This is a genomic window from Brucella pseudintermedia, from assembly GCF_008932435.1.
Lineage (GTDB): Bacteria > Pseudomonadota > Alphaproteobacteria > Rhizobiales > Rhizobiaceae > Brucella > Brucella pseudintermedia.
Genome location: NZ_WBWE01000010.1, coordinates 68,168 through 84,090, shown reverse-complemented (window position 1 = coordinate 84,090; position 15,923 = coordinate 68,168). Strand labels below are relative to the sequence as shown.

Sequence of the window (15,923 nt, the reverse complement as noted above, 5' to 3'; positions counted from 1 at the left end):
AAACTTCCGGCCCATTGTGTGCTCAGGGCAAAACTAGCGGAAAGGTTTACTTCCCGTATATCTGCTCCTTCGTATAGAAGCCGTCCTGAACGTAGATATCGATATTGTCCTTGGTCACGGCAGTTGGCGTCAGCAGAAGCGTGTCGACCTGCTTGCCGCCATTGTCGAGCTTGGCGTTGAATTCCGGCGTTTCGCCCTTGACCATCTGGACGGTGAGCTTTGCCGCTTCCGAAGCAATGAGCTTCAGCGGCTTGTAGACCGTTACCGTCTGCGTCCCGTCGATCAGGCGCTTGACTGCAGCAAGGTCGCTATCCTGCCCGGAAACCGCGGTCTTCCCGGCCAGTCCCTGTGCTGCAAGTGCCTGGATGGCGCCACCGGCAGTGCCGTCATTTGAAGCCACAACAGCGTCGATCTTGTTCTGCGCAGCCGTCAGGGCGTTTTCCATGATGGAGAGCGCTTCTGTCGGGCTCCATTCCTTGACCCACTGCGAGCCAATGACCTTCACCTTGCCGGAATCGATGGCTTCCTTGAGGGCCTTTTCCTGACCGGCGCGGAGAAGCTTGGCGTTATTGTCCGTCGGCGAGCCGCCGAGGAGATAATAATTGCCTTCCGGCTTGGCCTTCAGAACCGCTTCCGCCTGCATGAAGCCGACGCGCTCATTGTCGAACGAGATATAGGCGTCAATATCGGCGTTGAGGATCAGACGATCATAGGACAGCACCTTGATGCCCGAGGCCTTGGCGTCGGCCACCACCGCGTCGAAAACCTTGGAGTTCATCGGCACGATCACGATTGCGTCAACACCTTGCGCAATCAGGTTTTCAACCTGCTTGACCTGCTTTTCCTCGTTGCCGTCAGCCGACTGCACATTGACCTTGGCGCCCAGCTTTTCCGCAGCTTCGATGAAATAGTCGCGGTCGCGCGCCCAGCGCTCGACGCGAAGATCGTCGATAGAAAAACCGATAACCGGATTTTCCGGCGAAGCATAGACCGGCGTCGACGCCATGGCGCCGATGCCCAGAGCCGCGGCAACCAGCGCGCCGGTCAGAAAATTACGACGTTTCATGCACTCCTCCTCCAAACACCGCCGGCCTTCGCCGGCTGGTTGCAAACCTCGCCCCGAACGTATTCCGCCCCCGGAGTTCGGCACGACAAAACAGCCCGCCCTGGAGCTGCTTATTCATTGAATGGCTGATCCTCCCAAAGACGCGTCGCGCCAAGATCACTCCATCGGACAGCGCTGCAAAAGCGACACCGCCCCATCCTCATAGCATCATTGATACGTGAAGAAAAATGAATAGCAAGCATTTTTTGATTTACGTACCTCATTTTTGACCTTATGGTCCGCGTCGAGGAGCGAGGATGAAACCTACAGTCCATGATATAGCCAGAACAGCGGGTGTCAGCCTCGCCACGGTGGACCGTGTGCTGAACGAACGCCCCGGCGTAAGAGCAAAGACGCGCGAGCGGGTCATGGCCGCGATGAACACGCTCGGCTATGTGCGCGATGTGGGTGCCGCCAATCTCGCGCGCGGCAGGCTTTATCAGTTCGATTTTATTCTGCCGGATAATGAAAACGCATTCATGCTGAGCTTGCGCTCGGAACTGCAAGCTGCGACCGAACGGGCCTTGGCCGAGCGCGTGCTGATCAATCTCGTGCTTGTTCCCGCCTTCGATGAAGCGGCCCTTGTTGCGGCGCTGGATGATTGCGGCGCACGCGGGCCCGACGGTGTCGCATTCGTGGCGGTCGATACCGATCCGGTGCGCGAAGCCTGCGCCCGGCTCGAAGAACGAGGCATTCACGCGGTCACGCTGGTGTCGGATCTCGGGCAATCCACGCGGACGCATTATGTCGGCGTCGACAACGGTGCGGCGGGACGCACGGCGGCGCGGCTTCTCGGGCTTTTCGCCAACGGAACCGAAGGTGCGCTGGCGGTCGTCGCCGGTTCGTTGAAGGTTCGGGACCATCGGGAGCGTTTCGACGGTTTTGCCACTGCCATGGACACGGACTTTCCGGGCCGCGAGATATTGCCGGTGCTGGAAGGCTTCGATGAGGGTCCGCGCGTGGAAAAACTCGTCGGCAAGCTGCTTGAAGAGCGCAGCGACATTGCCGGAATTTACAGCCTCGGCGCAGGCAATAGCGGTCTGGTGAAGGCGCTGGCAAAGCACAGCGCCAATCGCCCGCTCGTCATTGCGCATGAACGCGACAGCGTGACCTCGAAAGCACTGACGGATGGCATCATCCACGCGGTGCTGGCGCAGGATGCGGGCCATGAAATCCGCAGCGCCATCAGGGTTCTAAAGGCGTCTGCGGATCGTCTGGCGATCGTGCCGGGCCAGGAACACATCCGCATTGAAATTTTTCTCAAAGACAACTTGCCGCATTTCGACTGAGGCGCAGGCGACAGGGCTTTCCAACAGGAGCGAATATGTATCTCGGAATCGATCTAGGAACATCCGGTGTCAAGGCGCTGTTGATCGATGACGGACAGACGGTGATCGGTTCGGCCCATGGCGAACTGGACGTTTCGCGTCCCCATCCTGGCTGGAGCGAACAGGACCCGGCTCATTGGATCGATGCCTGCCGCACAGCGGTCGACGGCCTGCGCGCGGCTCACCCGAAAGAATTTTCGGCGATTGCCGGTATCGGTCTTTCCGGGCAGATGCATGGTGCCACCCTTCTGGACGAACAGGATCAGGTGCTGCGTCCCTGCATCCTGTGGAACGATACGCGCAGTTATCGCGAAGCCGCCGCACTCGATGCCGATCCGGCCTTTCGCGCCATCACCGGCAACATCGTTTTTCCGGGCTTTACAGCGCCGAAACTGGTCTGGGTTGCCAAGAACGAATCCGAGATTTTCGCTCGCATCCGCAAGGTGCTGTTGCCGAAGGACTATCTGCGCCTCTGGCTGACCGGCGAATATGTGTCGGATATGTCGGATTCAGCAGGCACGAGCTGGCTCGATACTGGCGCGCGTCGTTGGTCGCGCGAACTCCTGGACAAGACCGGCCTTGATGAAAGCCAGATGCCGCGTCTTGCCGAAGGCACCGACGCAACCGGACGGCTGCGGGCCGAACTTGCCGCCGAATGGGGTGTCGCCGGTCAGCCGGTCGTAGCGGGCGGCGCTGGCGACAATGCCGCCTCGGCCTGCGGCATGGGTACGGTCAAACCCGGCCACGCCTTCGTTTCGCTCGGCACATCGGGCGTGCTTTTCGCGGCGAACGGGGCCTATCAGCCGAAGCCGGAAAGCGCGGTTCATGCCTTCTGCCACGCCCTGCCCGACACGTGGCACCAGATGGGCGTCATCCTCTCTGCGGCGAGCGCGCTCGACTGGTATGCGCGGCTTGTCGGCAAAACCGCACGTGAACTGGACGAGGCACTTGGCGATCGGCTGAATGTGCCGGGTAGCGCAACCTTCCTGCCCTATCTCTCGGGCGAACGCACCCCCTATAACGATGCGAAGATACGCGGCGTGTTTTCCGGTCTGGAACATGAATCCGATCAGCGCGCCTTGACGCAAGCCGTGCTGGAAGGCGTCGCCTTTGCGATCCGCGATAATCTCGCCGCGCTGCAATCGGCTGGAACCGAAATCAGGTCTCTCACCGCCGTTGGCGGCGGCTCGCGCTCCACTTATTGGCTGAAGGCCATCGCGACCGCCTTGAACGTGCCGATCGCCTTGCCGGAAGAAGGCGATTTCGGCGCGGCTTTTGGCGCCGCACGACTGGGGCTCGTCGCCGCTACGGGCGCCGATCCGTTTGCCGTCTGCGCACCGCCGCGCACGGAACGCACGATAGAGCCGGAAGCTGCCCTGCTCCCGGCTTATGAGGAAGCCTATCAGCGCTATCACGCCCTTTATCCGGCACTTCACGCCCTCGCCGGTTCGTGACGCTGCCGCACGCAATCAGACATGAACGTCATTCGAACGGGAGGACATAATGAGCACGGGATTTTTCGGCGACATTCAAAAGGTTAAGTATGAGGGGCCGGACAGCGACAATCCGCTGGCATTCCGCCACTATAACCCGGATGAAATCGTGCTGGGCAAGCGCATGGAAGATCACCTGCGCTTTGCGGTCGCCTACTGGCACAGTTTTGCCTGGGAAGGCGGGGACCCGTTCGGCGGACGCACCTTCGACCGTCCATGGTATTCCAACGAACTTGATGCGGCAAAACTCAAGGCTGAGGTGGCTTTCGAGTTCTTCTCGCTGCTCGGCGCGCCCTATTATTGCTTCCACGATGCCGATGTGCGGCCAGAGGGACGCAACTTTGCGGAAAATTCGCGCTATCTGAACGAGATCGTCGACATCTTCGAGAAGAAGCAGGCCGAAACCGGCGTAAAGCTGCTCTGGGGCACGGCGAACCTGTTCTCCAACCGCCGCTATATGGCAGGCGCGGCAACCAATCCCGATCCGGACGTTTTCGCTTTTGCCGCGGCGACCGTGAAAAGCTGCATTGATGCCACCAAGCGGCTCGGCGGCGAGAACTATGTGCTGTGGGGCGGCCGCGAAGGATATGAAACGCTGCTCAACACCGATCTTGGCCGCGAGCTTGACCAGATGGGCCGGTTCCTCAATCTGGTGGTCGAATACAAGCACAAGATCGGCTTCAAGGGCACGATCCTGATCGAACCGAAGCCACAGGAACCGACCAAGCATCAATATGACTACGACGTTGCGACAGTCTATGGCTTCCTGAAGCGCTACGGCCTCGAAAACGAGGTGAAGCTCAATATCGAGCAGGGCCACGCCATTCTGGCCGGTCATTCTTTCGAGCATGAACTCGCGCTCGCCCGCACACTCGGCATTTTCGGTTCCATCGACATGAACCGCAATGACTACCAGTCGGGCTGGGACACGGACCAGTTCCCGAACAATGTGCCGGAAATGGCGCTCGCCTATTATCAGGTTCTGCTGGCTGGCGGCTTCACGACCGGCGGCACCAATTTCGACGCCAAGCTGCGCCGTCAGTCGCTCGACCCGCAGGATCTGCTGATCGGCCATATCGGCGGCATGGATTGCTGTGCACGCGGGCTCAAGGCAGCCGCCGGAATGCTCGAAGACGGCGCATTGTCCAAGCCGCTCGACGAGCGTTATGCAGGCTGGAACGGCGATTTCGGCAAGAAGCTTCTGACCGGCCTCTCGCTGGACCAGATCACCGCTGAAGTCGAAGCGAGGGACATCAATCCGCAGCCGAAATCCGGCCGTCAGGAATATCTCGAAAATATCGTCAATCGCTACGTTTAAGCGAACTGAAACAAAAAGGGCGCCCCGGCGGCGCCCTTTCGCTTATTCCATATCAATTTCTAAAGCTTGACCCAGCCACCGTTTTTCTGTGACGAGCGCACGCAGGCATCGATGAAGGCAACGCCTTTCAGCCCGTCATCGACAGTGGGATAGACCACCGCACTGTCCGGCTTTTTGCCGTTGCGATGGGCCTCAATGGCATTGGCGGCTTCCGAATAGATCGTGGCGAAAGCCTCCAGATAGCCCTCGGGGTGTCCCGCCGGTATGCGGGTCACGCGCGCGGCAGCGGACCCCACACCGGCACCGCCCCGCGTGATGAGTCGCTTCTGCTCGCCGAAAGGCGTGAACCAGAGATAGTTCGGGTCTTCCTGCGCCCATTCGATGCCGCCCTTCGTGCCATAAACGCGCAGGCGCAGCGCATTTTCATTGCCGGGCGCAACCTGGCTGCACCAGAGCATCCCCTTCGCGCCGCCCTCAAAACGCAGCATCACATGCGCATTGTCGTCGAGACGCCGTCCCTCGACAAAACTGTCGAGATCGGCAGCAAGGCTATCGAGCGTGAGGCCAGTCACGAAGGAGGCGAGATTGAAGGCGTGGGTGCCGATATCGCCCGTTGCGCCGCCTAGTCCCGATTGTGCCGGATCGGTGCGCCAGACAGCGCCCTTGGCACCGGTCGCCTCCACCGCTTCGGTCAGCCAGTCCTGTGCATATTCTACCTGGACGACGCGAAGATCGCCAAGCTCGCCATTGGCGATCATCTCGCGCGCCTGCCTTACCATCGGATAGCCGGTATAATTATGCGTCAGGATGAACAAGGCACCGCTGTCATCGGCGACTTTTTTCAGCTTCTTCGCATCGGCAAGTGTCGAGGTCAGCGGCTTATCGCAGATGACATGAATGCCGCGCCGCAAAAACTCCTTGGCAGCGTCATAGTGCACATGGTTCGGCGTCACGATGGAAACGGCTTCGATCCCGTTTTTCAGGCGCGCCTCGCGAATGGCCATATCCTTGTAGCTGGAATAGATGCGGTCTTCCGCCAGTCCCAGTTCTCGACCAGAGGCCTGCGCCTTTTCCGCTGACGAGGACAAAGCGCCTGCAACCAGTTCAAACCGGTTGTCGAGCCGCGCCGCCATGCGGTGAACGCCGCCGATAAACGCGCCTGCTCCGCCGCCCACCATGCCAAGGCGGATGCGTGGAATCGCAGTTTCCTTTGTTTTAGCTTCGATGGTCATTGCGTCCTCACAATCCAAGCATGCGTCGGTTGGCGGCGTCATCGGTGCCGCCGGATGCAAAATCGTCAAACGCCTTGTCGGTCACGCGGATGATGTGCGCCTTGACGAACTCCGCGCCTTCGCGCGCGCCATCCTCGGGATGCTTCAGCGCGCATTCCCATTCGACCACGGCCCAGCCGTCAAAATCGTTCGCGGCCATCTTGGAGAATACCGCGCCGAAATCAACCTGACCGTCGCCCAGCGAACGGAAGCGGCCCGCGCGGTTGACCCAGCCCTGATAGCCGCCATAGACGCCCTGCCGCCCGGTCGGATTGAACTCCGCATCCTTGACGTGGAACATCTTGATACGGTCCTTGTAGATGTCGATATTGTCGAGATAATCGAGGCACTGCAGGACGTAGTGTGACGGGTCGTAGAGCATGTTGGCCCGCGGGTGATTTTTGACCTGCTCCAGAAACATCTCGAAGGTCACGCCATCGTGCAGGTCTTCGCCCGGATGGATTTCATAGCAGATATCGACGCCGTGCTCATCGGCATGATCGAGGATCGGCTTCCAGCGCCGGGCGAGTTCTTCAAACGCGGTTTCCACCAGACCGGCAGGACGTTGCGGCCATGGATAGATGAACGGCCAGGCCAGCGCGCCCGAAAAGGTCGCATGCGCGCCGATGCCCAGATTGCGCGATGCGCGGATCGCCATCTTCACCTGCTCAACCGCCCATTGCTGGCGCGCTTTTGGGTTGCCGCGCACTTCGGGCACCGCGAAACCGTCAAATGCTTCGTCATAGGCCGGATGCACCGCAACGAGCTGGCCCTGCAAGTGGGTCGAAAGTTCAGTGACTTCGACACCGTTCCGGCGTGCCACACCGGCAAACTCGTCGCAATAATCCTTCGATTCAGCGGCCTTTTTCAGATCGATCAACTGGCTCGCCCATGTGGGAACCTGCACCCCGACATAGCCTTTTTCGGCAGCCCATTTGGTGATCCCATCCCATGTATTGAACGGCGCTTCATCGCCTGCGAACTGCCCGAGAAAAATGCCCGGCCCCTTGATCGTCTTCATCAAATTTCTCCTGAATATGCCCGGATTCCGCCTACAACCGGCATCGAGCATTTTGAGAGCGCGCTTCGCGCTGCATATCGGGATTGAAAAAGAAAGCCGTGCGCCCGCTATGGCAGGCGCACGGTATCCGGTCACCTTAGAACGGCGAATCCGGGAAATAGAAGTCCTCGGCGTTATCCTTCGTCACAAGCGTGGCATCGAGGATGTAATTGCCGCTTACCGGTATCTGATCGTAGAAATGACCGGCGGCAAGCTGCATCGCCGTTGACACCATCGCCGGCGGATAGAGAACATCGACCGGCACGAGCTTGTCGCCATCCATGACCTTCTTGATCATATCCTTGGAGCCTGCACCGCCAACGACATACTGAATGTCGCTGCGGTTCGCCTGCTTGATGGCTTCAAGAACGCCGACCAGCATGTCGTCATCCTGTGCCCAGACCACATCGATCTTCGGATATTTGGTCAGGAAGTCCTGCATGACGCGGAAGGCATCGTCGCGGTTCCAGTTGCCATATTGGCGGTCCAGAACCTTCACGTTGGAGCCTTCGATGCCCTTGTCGAAACCATCCTGGCGCTGCTGGTCGATCGGGATCGGCAGGCCGCGAATGACGACGACCTGTGCATCGGGCGTGGTCTTCTTGATGTATTCGCCTGCCACCTGTCCGAGCGCCGGGTTGTTGCCGGCCACGTAGAGATCACGGATGGTGTTGTCGTTGCTGCTCGGCGCGCGGTCGACCAGAGCGACAAAGGTTCCCTTGTCCTTGATTTCCTTGATGGCGTTGACGAGCGGATCGGGATCGGTCGGCAGAACGACCAGCCCGTCGAGGCCCTGTACGGCCAGATCCTGCAGCGCATTCGCCTGCGATGCCGCATCGGGCGACGTCTTGACGATGACGTTGAGGCCCGGATGTTCTTCCATCAGGAGCTTCGCCACACGTTCGGCGTGATAGACGACGCCTGCCGTCCAGCCGTGATCGGCCGCCGGGATCGACACGCCAATCGTCACTTTCTTGTCCTGTGCGCTTGCCGCGCCGCCAAAGGCGAGCGCACCCGCCGTCAAAGCGGCGAAAGCAAGCTTCATCAAATTCCCTCGCATAGTCTTCCTCCCAGTAAACGCGGGGCTCTCATTCCTCTCTGGCTGGAATCGCCCCACCAATCCCGCCAATCTCCAAAACCTATCTTCGCGCCAGCGAGCGCTGCACCAGCATCGCGATGATGATAATCGCGCCCTGAATGGCCCCCAGCAGATATTCGCTGACGAAGTTCGACAGCAGCATGATATTTCCGATGATCTCCAGTATGAACGCGCCGCAGATCGTGCCCCATACACGGCCGACGCCGCCGCGCAGCGCCGTGCCGCCGACAACGACTGCCGTGATCGCCTGCAATTCCCACATCAGGCCTGTGGTGGCAGAGGTGGAGCCAAGGCGCGGCACATAGAGAAGCACGGCGACAGCGACGCAAAGCCCCTGGATAACGAAAGCAATGGTGCGCACCTTTTTGACCGAAATGCCGGAATAGCGCGCCACGTCCTCATTCGATCCTACCGCAATGACATGGCGGCCATAGCGTGTCCGATAGAGGACGAACGCTGCGAGCGCTGCCGTCACGAAGATCACGATAACCGGCACCGGTACGCCCAGAACGGAACCGAAATAGGCCGGGCGGTAAAGCGCCTGAATATCAGGATTGCGCAAGGTGATCGCGCCGCCCTGCGACAGCCACGTGGTGAGACCGCGATAGATGCCCATCGTGCCAAGCGTGGCAATAAAAGGCTCGATGCCGCCCACTGTCGTTATCAGGCCGTTCAACAGCCCGCAGGCTGCACCGACGATCAGCGCCAGCATGACGGCTGCGATCAGCATCATTACCGGATCGGCGATCATCCCGCTGTTCATGAAAAGGATCATGATGCTGGCGACGAACGCCACCATTGCACCTACGGACAGATCAAGCCCGCCGGATGAAATCACATAAGTCGCGCCAAGCGCGATAATGGCGATGAATGCGCTGCGCGTTGCGACATTGAGAAGATTGTCGATGCCGATGAAATTCGGGTTGGCAATCGTACCCAGAACAAGCAGCAGGGCAAGCGCCACAAAAGGCGCAATCGCCCGCAGATCCCAATCCTTGGACGTCCTCGGCATTCTGCTTTTATCGGTCGCAACCTGTGTCATCTATTTCCCACTTTATTGTTTTTATGCGGCGTTTTCGGCTTCAACGCCGGTTGCAAGCACGACGATATCATGTTCCGTCATGCGGTCGCCCGTCACCTCACCGGCAATCCGCCCTTCCCGCATCACGACGATGCGGTCGCAGATACCGATCAGTTCCGGCATTTCCGACGAAACGACGATGATCGATTTCCCCTCATCGGCCAGATTGGCGATGAACTGGTAGATTTGCTCCTTCGTGCCGACATCGATGCCGCGTGTCGGTTCATCAATGATGACGATGGACGGATCGAGCATCATCATCTTGGCGAGCAGCAGCTTCTGCTGGTTGCCGCCCGAGAGCTGGCCTGCAAGAATGTCCTTGCGGCCCGTACGAATATCGAACTCGCGGATCGCATCATCGAGCGCGGTGCGTTCCCGGTCGCGATTGATCTGCAAACCGCTCACGAATTTCTTCAATGAAGCGAGCGTCAGATTGACGCCCAGATCCTTGGACAGCAGCAGCCCTTTGCCCTTGCGGTCCTCGCTGAGATAAACGATCCCCGCCTTCTGGCTTTCATGCGCATTGCGGAAGTGAACCGGCTTTCCATTGTGGCGCGCATCGCCCTTGCCGGGCCGCAGACCGACGATGCCTTCCATCAGTTCCGTACGGCCCGCGCCGACCAGACCGGCAAAGCCAAGTATTTCGCCACGGTTCAGGTAAAAGCTCGCATTCTGCACGTAACCCGGCACGCTGAAGTTCTCGATTTCCAAAATGGCAGCGTTGTCATGCTGGCTTGCGCGGTCAGGATAGAGTTTTGCGACATCGCGGCCAACCATCAGCCGCGCCATATCGGACGGCTGCAATTCCGAAGCCAGATGCGCAGACACGAGCTTGCCGTCACGAAGCACGGTCACGCGGTCGGATATTTCCTTCACTTCCGGCAGGCGGTGCGAAATATAAAGAACCGCAACGCCTTTGGCGCGAATATCGCGAATGACTTTCAGCAGCGCTTCCGTCTCGAAAGGCGTCAGCGAAGCGGTCGGCTCATCGAAGATCACCACGCGATGCGGCACCAGCAGCACCCGGGCGATTTGCACCAGCTGGCGCTGCGCAATCGACAGGGAGCCCACAACCGCATCGGGGTCGATATCGGCGCTCAGATCACGGATGGCCTTGCGCGCACCTTCGCGCATCGACTTGTCGTCAACGACCAAGCCCCGGTGAAGCTCACGGCCAAGATAGATGTTCTGTGCGACGGTCAGATCGGGTGCGAGCAGGATTTCCTGATGCACGAGCACGATGCCCTGCGCTTCGGCTTCAACCGGTCCGGAAAAGGACACTGGCTGACCGTCGATGCGGATTTCTCCGCTCGTGGGGCGCTCATTGCCCGCCAGAAGCTTCATCAGCGTCGATTTTCCGGCACCGTTCTCACCGATAATCGCGTGAACTTCGCCGCCGAAAATGCGCAGATCAATATTCTTCAAAACCTGAACAGGACCGAATGATTTGGAAAGCGACACGGCCTCCAGCAGCGCTGGCCTGCCATCTTCTTCCGGCGCACTCATAGGCAACCGCCCACGGCGAACCGCCGCATCCGGCGCTTTTTCCCCCCGGTCTTTTCCAAAGCTTTCGCCGCTGTTTCTGGCTGCACGTGAACTCCTCCCAAAGCACCACGACCAAAAGATTAGCTTTCGTTTTGAGGTACGTAAAGCAAAATATGCGCGCTATCCCGACTTCATCAACCCTTGGACGAAAGTCCGGTTAGTCGTCCTGATGGATAGGCTCATCGACAAACGCGCCGCCTTGGTACACCGCGAGCGCGGAATCCGGCGCGGGCCTCGGGGTCGTCTTTTCAAGTTCCGCCCGGAAGCGTTCGGCATTGTCCTTGGGATGCCAGCCAAGAAAACGGGCCTGACTGTTGTCCCACCACATCGAATCGTTGTTGGACACGCCCCAGATGACAGGGCATCCCAGCATGGGAGCCCGGAAGACGCATTCGATCAGGCTGGCAAAATCGTCATGGGACATCCATGTGGAGAGCATGCGATGGTTGCGCGGCGTCTCAAAACAGGAACCGATGCGAACGATTGCCGTCTCCTGCCCGAATTTGTCGTGATAGAGGCTCGCAATGGACTCGCCAAAGCATTTTGAAACCCCGTAAAGACCATCCGGCCGCGTGGGAGCCTTTGCGTCGATATATTCGTCCTGTCGATAGAACCCGATCGTGTGGTTTGAACTGGCGAAAATGATGCGCGGATGGCCATGCGCCCGCGCCGCCTCGTAGAGATTATACATCCCGACAATATTCGCGTTGAGTATCTTGCTGAAAGACGCTTCGGTGGAAATGCCGCCAAGATGCAGAATGCCGTCACAGCCCTCGACAAGGCGCATGACCGCATCCAGATCGCCAAGGTCGCATTGCACAAGCTCTTCATGGGGCTTGGCCTCGCCCATATCGGCAACATCGGACAGGCGCAACAGTTCGGCCTGCCCGACCAGCTTTTCGCGCATTACGCGTCCAAGTCCACCCGCAGCACCGGTAATCAGAAGTCTTTTCACGAAAATCTCCATTCGGACGGGATAGGGCAAAACTCGACCGTTGGGCTCGTGGCCCCCGGCCCTCGCCCACGGTTATCCTATGGATGGAAAAGCAGCGTCCCCTCCCAGGTACATTGCCGCTCCAGCCATCATACATGTCGAGAGGTAACGGTCAACGCCGGCATCGCTGCGCGGATCACTGGTCCGGCAACAGGCTCACCAGATTGGAGATGAGCGGAGATCGGTTGTTCTTCATTGAAACCAGACCGAGCCGCGCCAGCAGCGGCTCCCCCTTGATCGGCCTGTAGGTAACGCCCGCCAGCTTGATCTGCGCAATGGCGGCGGGAACGATCGAAACGCCGAGATCGGCCGCGACCAGATTGACGACGGATGGCATCTGCGGTGCTTCCTGCGCCACGATCATTTCAAAGCCTGCCTTCCGGCAAGCCTCTACCACATCGTCATAGAGGCTTAGCCCCACAATGCGCGGGAAAAGCACGAAGGGTTCGTCGGCCAAGGCTGAAATCGGAAGCTCGGGGTGAACCGCGAGCGGATGATGGCTTGGCAAGGCGATCATCATCGGCTCGTCCGCCAGCCGCTTGACGCTCACATCCTTCGCGTTTTCCAGACCGGGTCGGATAAAGGCCGCATCGACTTCGCCCCTCACCAGGCTCTGCATCAGAAGGTGACTGTTCATCTCGGTCAGGGTCAGGCGAACTTCGGGCCATCTGGCCCGAAACTTGCGGATCGTGCCGCTCACCACAGGATTGAACGCGGATGATGCCGTGAAGCCCAATGCAAGCCTGCCCGTTTCCCCACGTGCGGCCCCTTGCGCCGCAAGCCTTGCTTTCTCCGCGGCGGCCAGGGACGCCTTGGCTTCATCGAGAAAAGCCGTTCCCGCCGCCGTCAATTCGGCGCCATGCGGCACGCGATGAAACAGCGCCACACCGATTTCATTTTCAAGATCGCGTATCTGCTGGCTGAGCGGCGGCTGGCCGATTCCGAGCTTGGCTGCTGCGCGGGTAAAATTGCCTTCCTCCGCCACGGCCAGAAAATAACGCAGATGACGCAGCTCCATCGCCATATCCAAAAGCTATTGTAATCGCCACTTCCATATATTGGACAAATGAAGCCTATTTGACTAGCTTAAAACGCGGGAGGATTTGAAAAGGCTAAGTCATGTCCCGCCTCTCAGAACGCAGTCTGGAAAGCGCCAGAACACCGGAAAGCCAGCTCAAGCTCGTTCCAGCTCCGGCAGCGCCCGAACAAAAACACTATCTCTCCAGAGGAACCCCGGCGTTTCGCAATGCGAGCATAGCGCTGTTCCTGTCGGGCTTCGCCACCTTCTCGCTGCTCTATTGTGTCCAGCCGCTGATGCCGCTTTTCGCGCATGATTTCAACATCACGCCTGCGGTCAGTTCGCTGTCGCTTTCCGTTTCGACCGGTTTTCTCGCCTTTGCAATTTTCTGTGCCGCAGCGGTATCCGAACGCTTCGGGCGCAAGACCTTGATGTTCGTTTCGCTTCTCGGCTCCGCGCTCTGCACGATAGCCAGCGCGATTGTGCCCGACTGGCATATGCTGCTACTCATTCGCGCCTTGCAGGGCCTGTTGCTCGGCGGCGTCCCGGCGGTAGCCATGACCTATCTGGCCGAAGAAATCGACCCGCGCGGGCTCGGCGCATCGATGGGGCTTTATATTGCCGGGAACGCATTCGGGGGCATGGCAGGCCGCGTCATTGCCGGAACGCTCGCCGAATATTTCTCCTGGCGCGTCGGGCTGGCGGGCATGGGCCTGCTTGGATTGGCTGCATCCGTCGGCTTCCTCATCCTTCTGCCCCAATCGCAGAACTTTGTTCCGCGTCCCGGCTTCAATGCACGGTTTCACCTCAGCGCATGGCTCGGCCACATCCGCAATCCGGCTCTGCCGCTGCTTTTTGCCATCGGCTTTCTGGTGATGGGCTCTTTCGTCACCATCTATAATTATATCGGTTTCCGCCTTGTCGCAGCGCCTTACAGCCTCAGCCAGACGGCGCTTGGCGCAATTTTCACGGTTTATCTCTTCGGCATCACGGCTTCGTGGCTTGCGGGCAGGATGGGTGACAGGCTTGGTTATTTCACAGTTCTTCCCATCGGCCTTGCCATCCAGGCTGCGGGCTGTCTCCTCACTTTGTTTGCGCCACTACCCGTCATCGTCGCCGGTATCATCCTTGTTACTGTCGGCTTCTTCGTCAGCCATTCCGTTGCCAGCGCCCTGATTGGAAGGCTGGCGCTCCAGACCAAAGGACATGCCTCGTCGCTCTATCTGCTCGCCTATTATCTGGGTTCCAGCATCGCCGGTGCAGCAGGCGGCTATTTCTGGATTGCCGACGGATGGTCGGCGGTCGCCGAATTTACCTTCGTCATGCTCGCCCTCGCTTTTGCAGCCGCGCTGGGTGCAGCCCGTCTGTCACGAGCGAAGTAAGGGCAGGCAAAAAGATAAAATTTTATGGAACCATATCCTCCACGGCGCGTTCATGCGGCTCGGAAGGAGAATAATTGCATGCAAATCGTCGATGCTCTGGTCAAAAGGTGCGGCACGGAAAATTCCTATCAGGTCGAATTCATCGGTGAGGATGGCGAAACTGTTTGCGTTTCCTTCCGCCACGATTCCGAGGAAGAATTGAGCCACCACGACGCTATTGCGAGCGCGCTTGCAAAGATGGCGCCGCTCACGGCTTACGGTGCCGCATTTATCAGCATCCTTTCGGCCAACAAGTTGAATACGGCGGCCACCGCTGCCTGATATTGTCTAAACGGAAGCCCTGCGATCCATCCGGACCGCAGGGCATTTTGTGTCCGGCTATCCGGCCTTTCAGAACCGGTTTGGGATTGATATCCTTCCAAAAATTGCCTAGCTGCTTGACAGGAGCGAGGGTATTGACGGAGGTGCGGATATGAGCGAACTGGCCGATTGGCTATCGGACACCCATCCGATCACACGCAAGAACGCGGCGGAAGTCGTGTTCGACGACATTCGCTCCGCCATCACATCCGGCCGCCTTGCCGTTGGCACCCGCCTGCCCTCCGAAACGCGGCTTGCTGGCCGGTTCGGCGTCAGCCGCCCGATCGTGCGCGAGGCGCTGCGGTCGTTGCAGACGCTGGGCCTTACCCAGACCCGCACGGGCAGCGGTACCTATGTTTTGAATGCGTCACCCGCAAGCGAACTGAATTACGGCGGCTACTCGGCGCGCGATCTGATCGAGGCGCGTCCCTTCATCGAAGTGCCCGCGGCAGGCTGGGCAGCAAAGCGCCGCACTGCCGCACAACTCGTCGGACTGCTCGAAATTTGCGACAAGATGGACCGCCAGACTGACCCTCAGAAGTGGGAACTTCTGGATTCCGAATTCCATTGCGCCATTGCGGAAGCCTCCGGAAATGCGGTCTTTACCAAGATCGTCGCGGATGCGCGTGAAGCGCTGATCCAGCAGTCCGAGCTGGTCAATGTGATGTCGGGCCGCCGTGAAGCGTCGAATGTCGAGCACCGCCGTATCGCGGAGGCCATTGAGGCCGGGTCGGAAGCCGAAGCCCGCGCTGCCATGGAAGCGCATCTGAGCAAGGTTAGGACAGCTGTAACGACCATTATCGGCAAGGATCAGGTCGGCTGATATTTCCACAGGGACGCAGCTTGCCAGTCGTGCCGAACCTGACCGG

Annotated in this window: 14 protein-coding genes; 6 read left to right on the top strand and 8 right to left on the bottom strand. The window is 59.3% G+C overall.

Annotated features, from left to right (window positions below; all coding sequences use genetic code 11):
* Positions 1–46: 46 nt before the first annotated feature.
* Positions 47–1,066: a D-xylose ABC transporter substrate-binding protein gene (gene xylF / locus F9K78_RS13995; protein ID WP_121983727.1), complete on the bottom strand. Its 1,020-nt coding sequence runs from the start codon at positions 1,064–1,066 to the stop codon at positions 47–49.
* A gap of 296 nt (positions 1,067–1,362) precedes the next feature.
* Here xylF and F9K78_RS13990 point away from each other — a divergent pair, with 296 nt between their 5' ends.
* Genes F9K78_RS13990 through xylA form a run of 3 tightly spaced genes read left to right on the top strand, consistent with a single transcriptional unit; the run spans position 1,363 to position 5,244 of the window.
* Positions 1,363–2,394 (top strand): LacI family DNA-binding transcriptional regulator, encoded by a 1,032-nt coding sequence (locus F9K78_RS13990; protein ID WP_121985149.1) that lies wholly within the window; start codon positions 1,363–1,365, stop codon positions 2,392–2,394.
* A 35-nt stretch (positions 2,395–2,429) separates the two neighbouring features.
* Positions 2,430–3,887 carry a xylulokinase gene (gene xylB, locus F9K78_RS13985; RefSeq protein ID WP_121985150.1) on the top strand — a complete coding sequence of 486 codons (1,458 nt, stop codon included), beginning with the start codon at positions 2,430–2,432 and terminating at the stop codon, positions 3,885–3,887.
* Positions 3,888–3,936: 49 nt separating this feature from the next.
* Positions 3,937–5,244, top strand: coding sequence for a xylose isomerase (gene xylA / locus F9K78_RS13980; protein ID WP_121985151.1), 1,308 nt, complete (start codon positions 3,937–3,939; stop codon positions 5,242–5,244).
* A 59-nt stretch (positions 5,245–5,303) separates the two neighbouring features.
* Here xylA and F9K78_RS13975 read toward each other — a convergent pair whose 3' ends face one another.
* From F9K78_RS13975 to F9K78_RS13945, 7 genes are all read right to left on the bottom strand, one after another.
* Positions 5,304–6,476, bottom strand: coding sequence for a Gfo/Idh/MocA family protein (locus F9K78_RS13975; protein WP_121985152.1), 1,173 nt, complete (start codon positions 6,474–6,476; stop codon positions 5,304–5,306).
* A 7-nt stretch (positions 6,477–6,483) separates the two neighbouring features.
* Positions 6,484–7,536 carry a sugar phosphate isomerase/epimerase family protein gene (locus F9K78_RS13970; protein WP_121983722.1) on the bottom strand — a complete coding sequence of 351 codons (1,053 nt, stop codon included), beginning with the start codon at positions 7,534–7,536 and terminating at the stop codon, positions 6,484–6,486.
* Between the two features lie 136 nt (positions 7,537–7,672).
* Entirely contained in the window at positions 7,673–8,635 is a 963-nt protein-coding gene (locus F9K78_RS13965; RefSeq protein ID WP_162995364.1) for a substrate-binding domain-containing protein, read from the bottom strand.
* A 79-nt stretch (positions 8,636–8,714) separates the two neighbouring features.
* Entirely contained in the window at positions 8,715–9,716 is a 1,002-nt protein-coding gene (locus F9K78_RS13960) for an ABC transporter permease (protein WP_121983721.1), read from the bottom strand.
* 21 nt (positions 9,717–9,737) lie between these two features.
* Positions 9,738–11,261 (bottom strand): sugar ABC transporter ATP-binding protein, encoded by a 1,524-nt coding sequence (locus F9K78_RS13955; RefSeq protein WP_121985154.1) that lies wholly within the window; start codon positions 11,259–11,261, stop codon positions 9,738–9,740.
* A 196-nt stretch (positions 11,262–11,457) separates the two neighbouring features.
* On the bottom strand, positions 11,458–12,255 hold the full coding sequence (locus F9K78_RS13950; protein ID WP_121985243.1) for an NAD-dependent epimerase/dehydratase family protein: 798 nt from the start codon (positions 12,253–12,255) through the stop codon (positions 11,458–11,460).
* A 175-nt stretch (positions 12,256–12,430) separates the two neighbouring features.
* The gene (locus F9K78_RS13945) at positions 12,431–13,312 is read right to left on the bottom strand and encodes a LysR family transcriptional regulator (RefSeq protein ID WP_121985244.1); all 882 of its coding nucleotides are present in this window, start codon (positions 13,310–13,312) and stop codon (positions 12,431–12,433) included.
* Positions 13,313–13,413: 101 nt separating this feature from the next.
* On the opposite strand from F9K78_RS13945, the gene F9K78_RS13940 reads away from it, so the two are divergent.
* From F9K78_RS13940 to F9K78_RS13930, 3 genes are all read left to right on the top strand, one after another.
* On the top strand, positions 13,414–14,694 hold the full coding sequence (locus F9K78_RS13940) for an MFS transporter (RefSeq protein ID WP_121985155.1): 1,281 nt from the start codon (positions 13,414–13,416) through the stop codon (positions 14,692–14,694).
* Between the two features lie 78 nt (positions 14,695–14,772).
* Positions 14,773–15,015, top strand: coding sequence for a hypothetical protein (locus F9K78_RS13935; RefSeq protein WP_235925425.1), 243 nt, complete (start codon positions 14,773–14,775; stop codon positions 15,013–15,015).
* Between the two features lie 151 nt (positions 15,016–15,166).
* Positions 15,167–15,877, top strand: a complete 711-nt coding sequence (locus tag F9K78_RS13930) for a FadR/GntR family transcriptional regulator (RefSeq protein WP_121985156.1) — start codon at positions 15,167–15,169, stop codon at positions 15,875–15,877.
* The last annotated feature ends 46 nt before the right edge of the window (positions 15,878–15,923 follow it).

What these genes read in the sequence shown, in the direction of transcription:
- xylF (WP_121983727.1), bottom strand. Translation starts at nt 1,066, where the DNA reads ATGAAACGTCGTAATTTTCTGACCGGCGCGCTGGTTGCCGCGGCTCTG.
- F9K78_RS13990 (WP_121985149.1), top strand. Translation starts at nt 1,363, where the DNA reads ATGAAACCTACAGTCCATGATATAGCCAGAACAGCGGGTGTCAGCCTC.
- xylB (WP_121985150.1), top strand. Translation starts at nt 2,430, where the DNA reads ATGTATCTCGGAATCGATCTAGGAACATCCGGTGTCAAGGCGCTGTTG.
- xylA (WP_121985151.1), top strand. Translation starts at nt 3,937, where the DNA reads ATGAGCACGGGATTTTTCGGCGACATTCAAAAGGTTAAGTATGAGGGG.
- F9K78_RS13975 (WP_121985152.1), bottom strand. Translation starts at nt 6,476, where the DNA reads ATGACCATCGAAGCTAAAACAAAGGAAACTGCGATTCCACGCATCCGC.
- F9K78_RS13970 (WP_121983722.1), bottom strand. Translation starts at nt 7,536, where the DNA reads ATGAAGACGATCAAGGGGCCGGGCATTTTTCTCGGGCAGTTCGCAGGC.
- F9K78_RS13965 (WP_162995364.1), bottom strand. Translation starts at nt 8,635, where the DNA reads ATGCGAGGGAATTTGATGAAGCTTGCTTTCGCCGCTTTGACGGCGGGT.
- F9K78_RS13960 (WP_121983721.1), bottom strand. Translation starts at nt 9,716, where the DNA reads ATGACACAGGTTGCGACCGATAAAAGCAGAATGCCGAGGACGTCCAAG.
- F9K78_RS13955 (WP_121985154.1), bottom strand. Translation starts at nt 11,261, where the DNA reads ATGAGTGCGCCGGAAGAAGATGGCAGGCCAGCGCTGCTGGAGGCCGTG.
- F9K78_RS13945 (WP_121985244.1), bottom strand. Translation starts at nt 13,312, where the DNA reads ATGGAGCTGCGTCATCTGCGTTATTTTCTGGCCGTGGCGGAGGAAGGC.
- F9K78_RS13940 (WP_121985155.1), top strand. Translation starts at nt 13,414, where the DNA reads ATGTCCCGCCTCTCAGAACGCAGTCTGGAAAGCGCCAGAACACCGGAA.
- F9K78_RS13935 (WP_235925425.1), top strand. Translation starts at nt 14,773, where the DNA reads ATGCAAATCGTCGATGCTCTGGTCAAAAGGTGCGGCACGGAAAATTCC.
- F9K78_RS13930 (WP_121985156.1), top strand. Translation starts at nt 15,167, where the DNA reads ATGAGCGAACTGGCCGATTGGCTATCGGACACCCATCCGATCACACGC.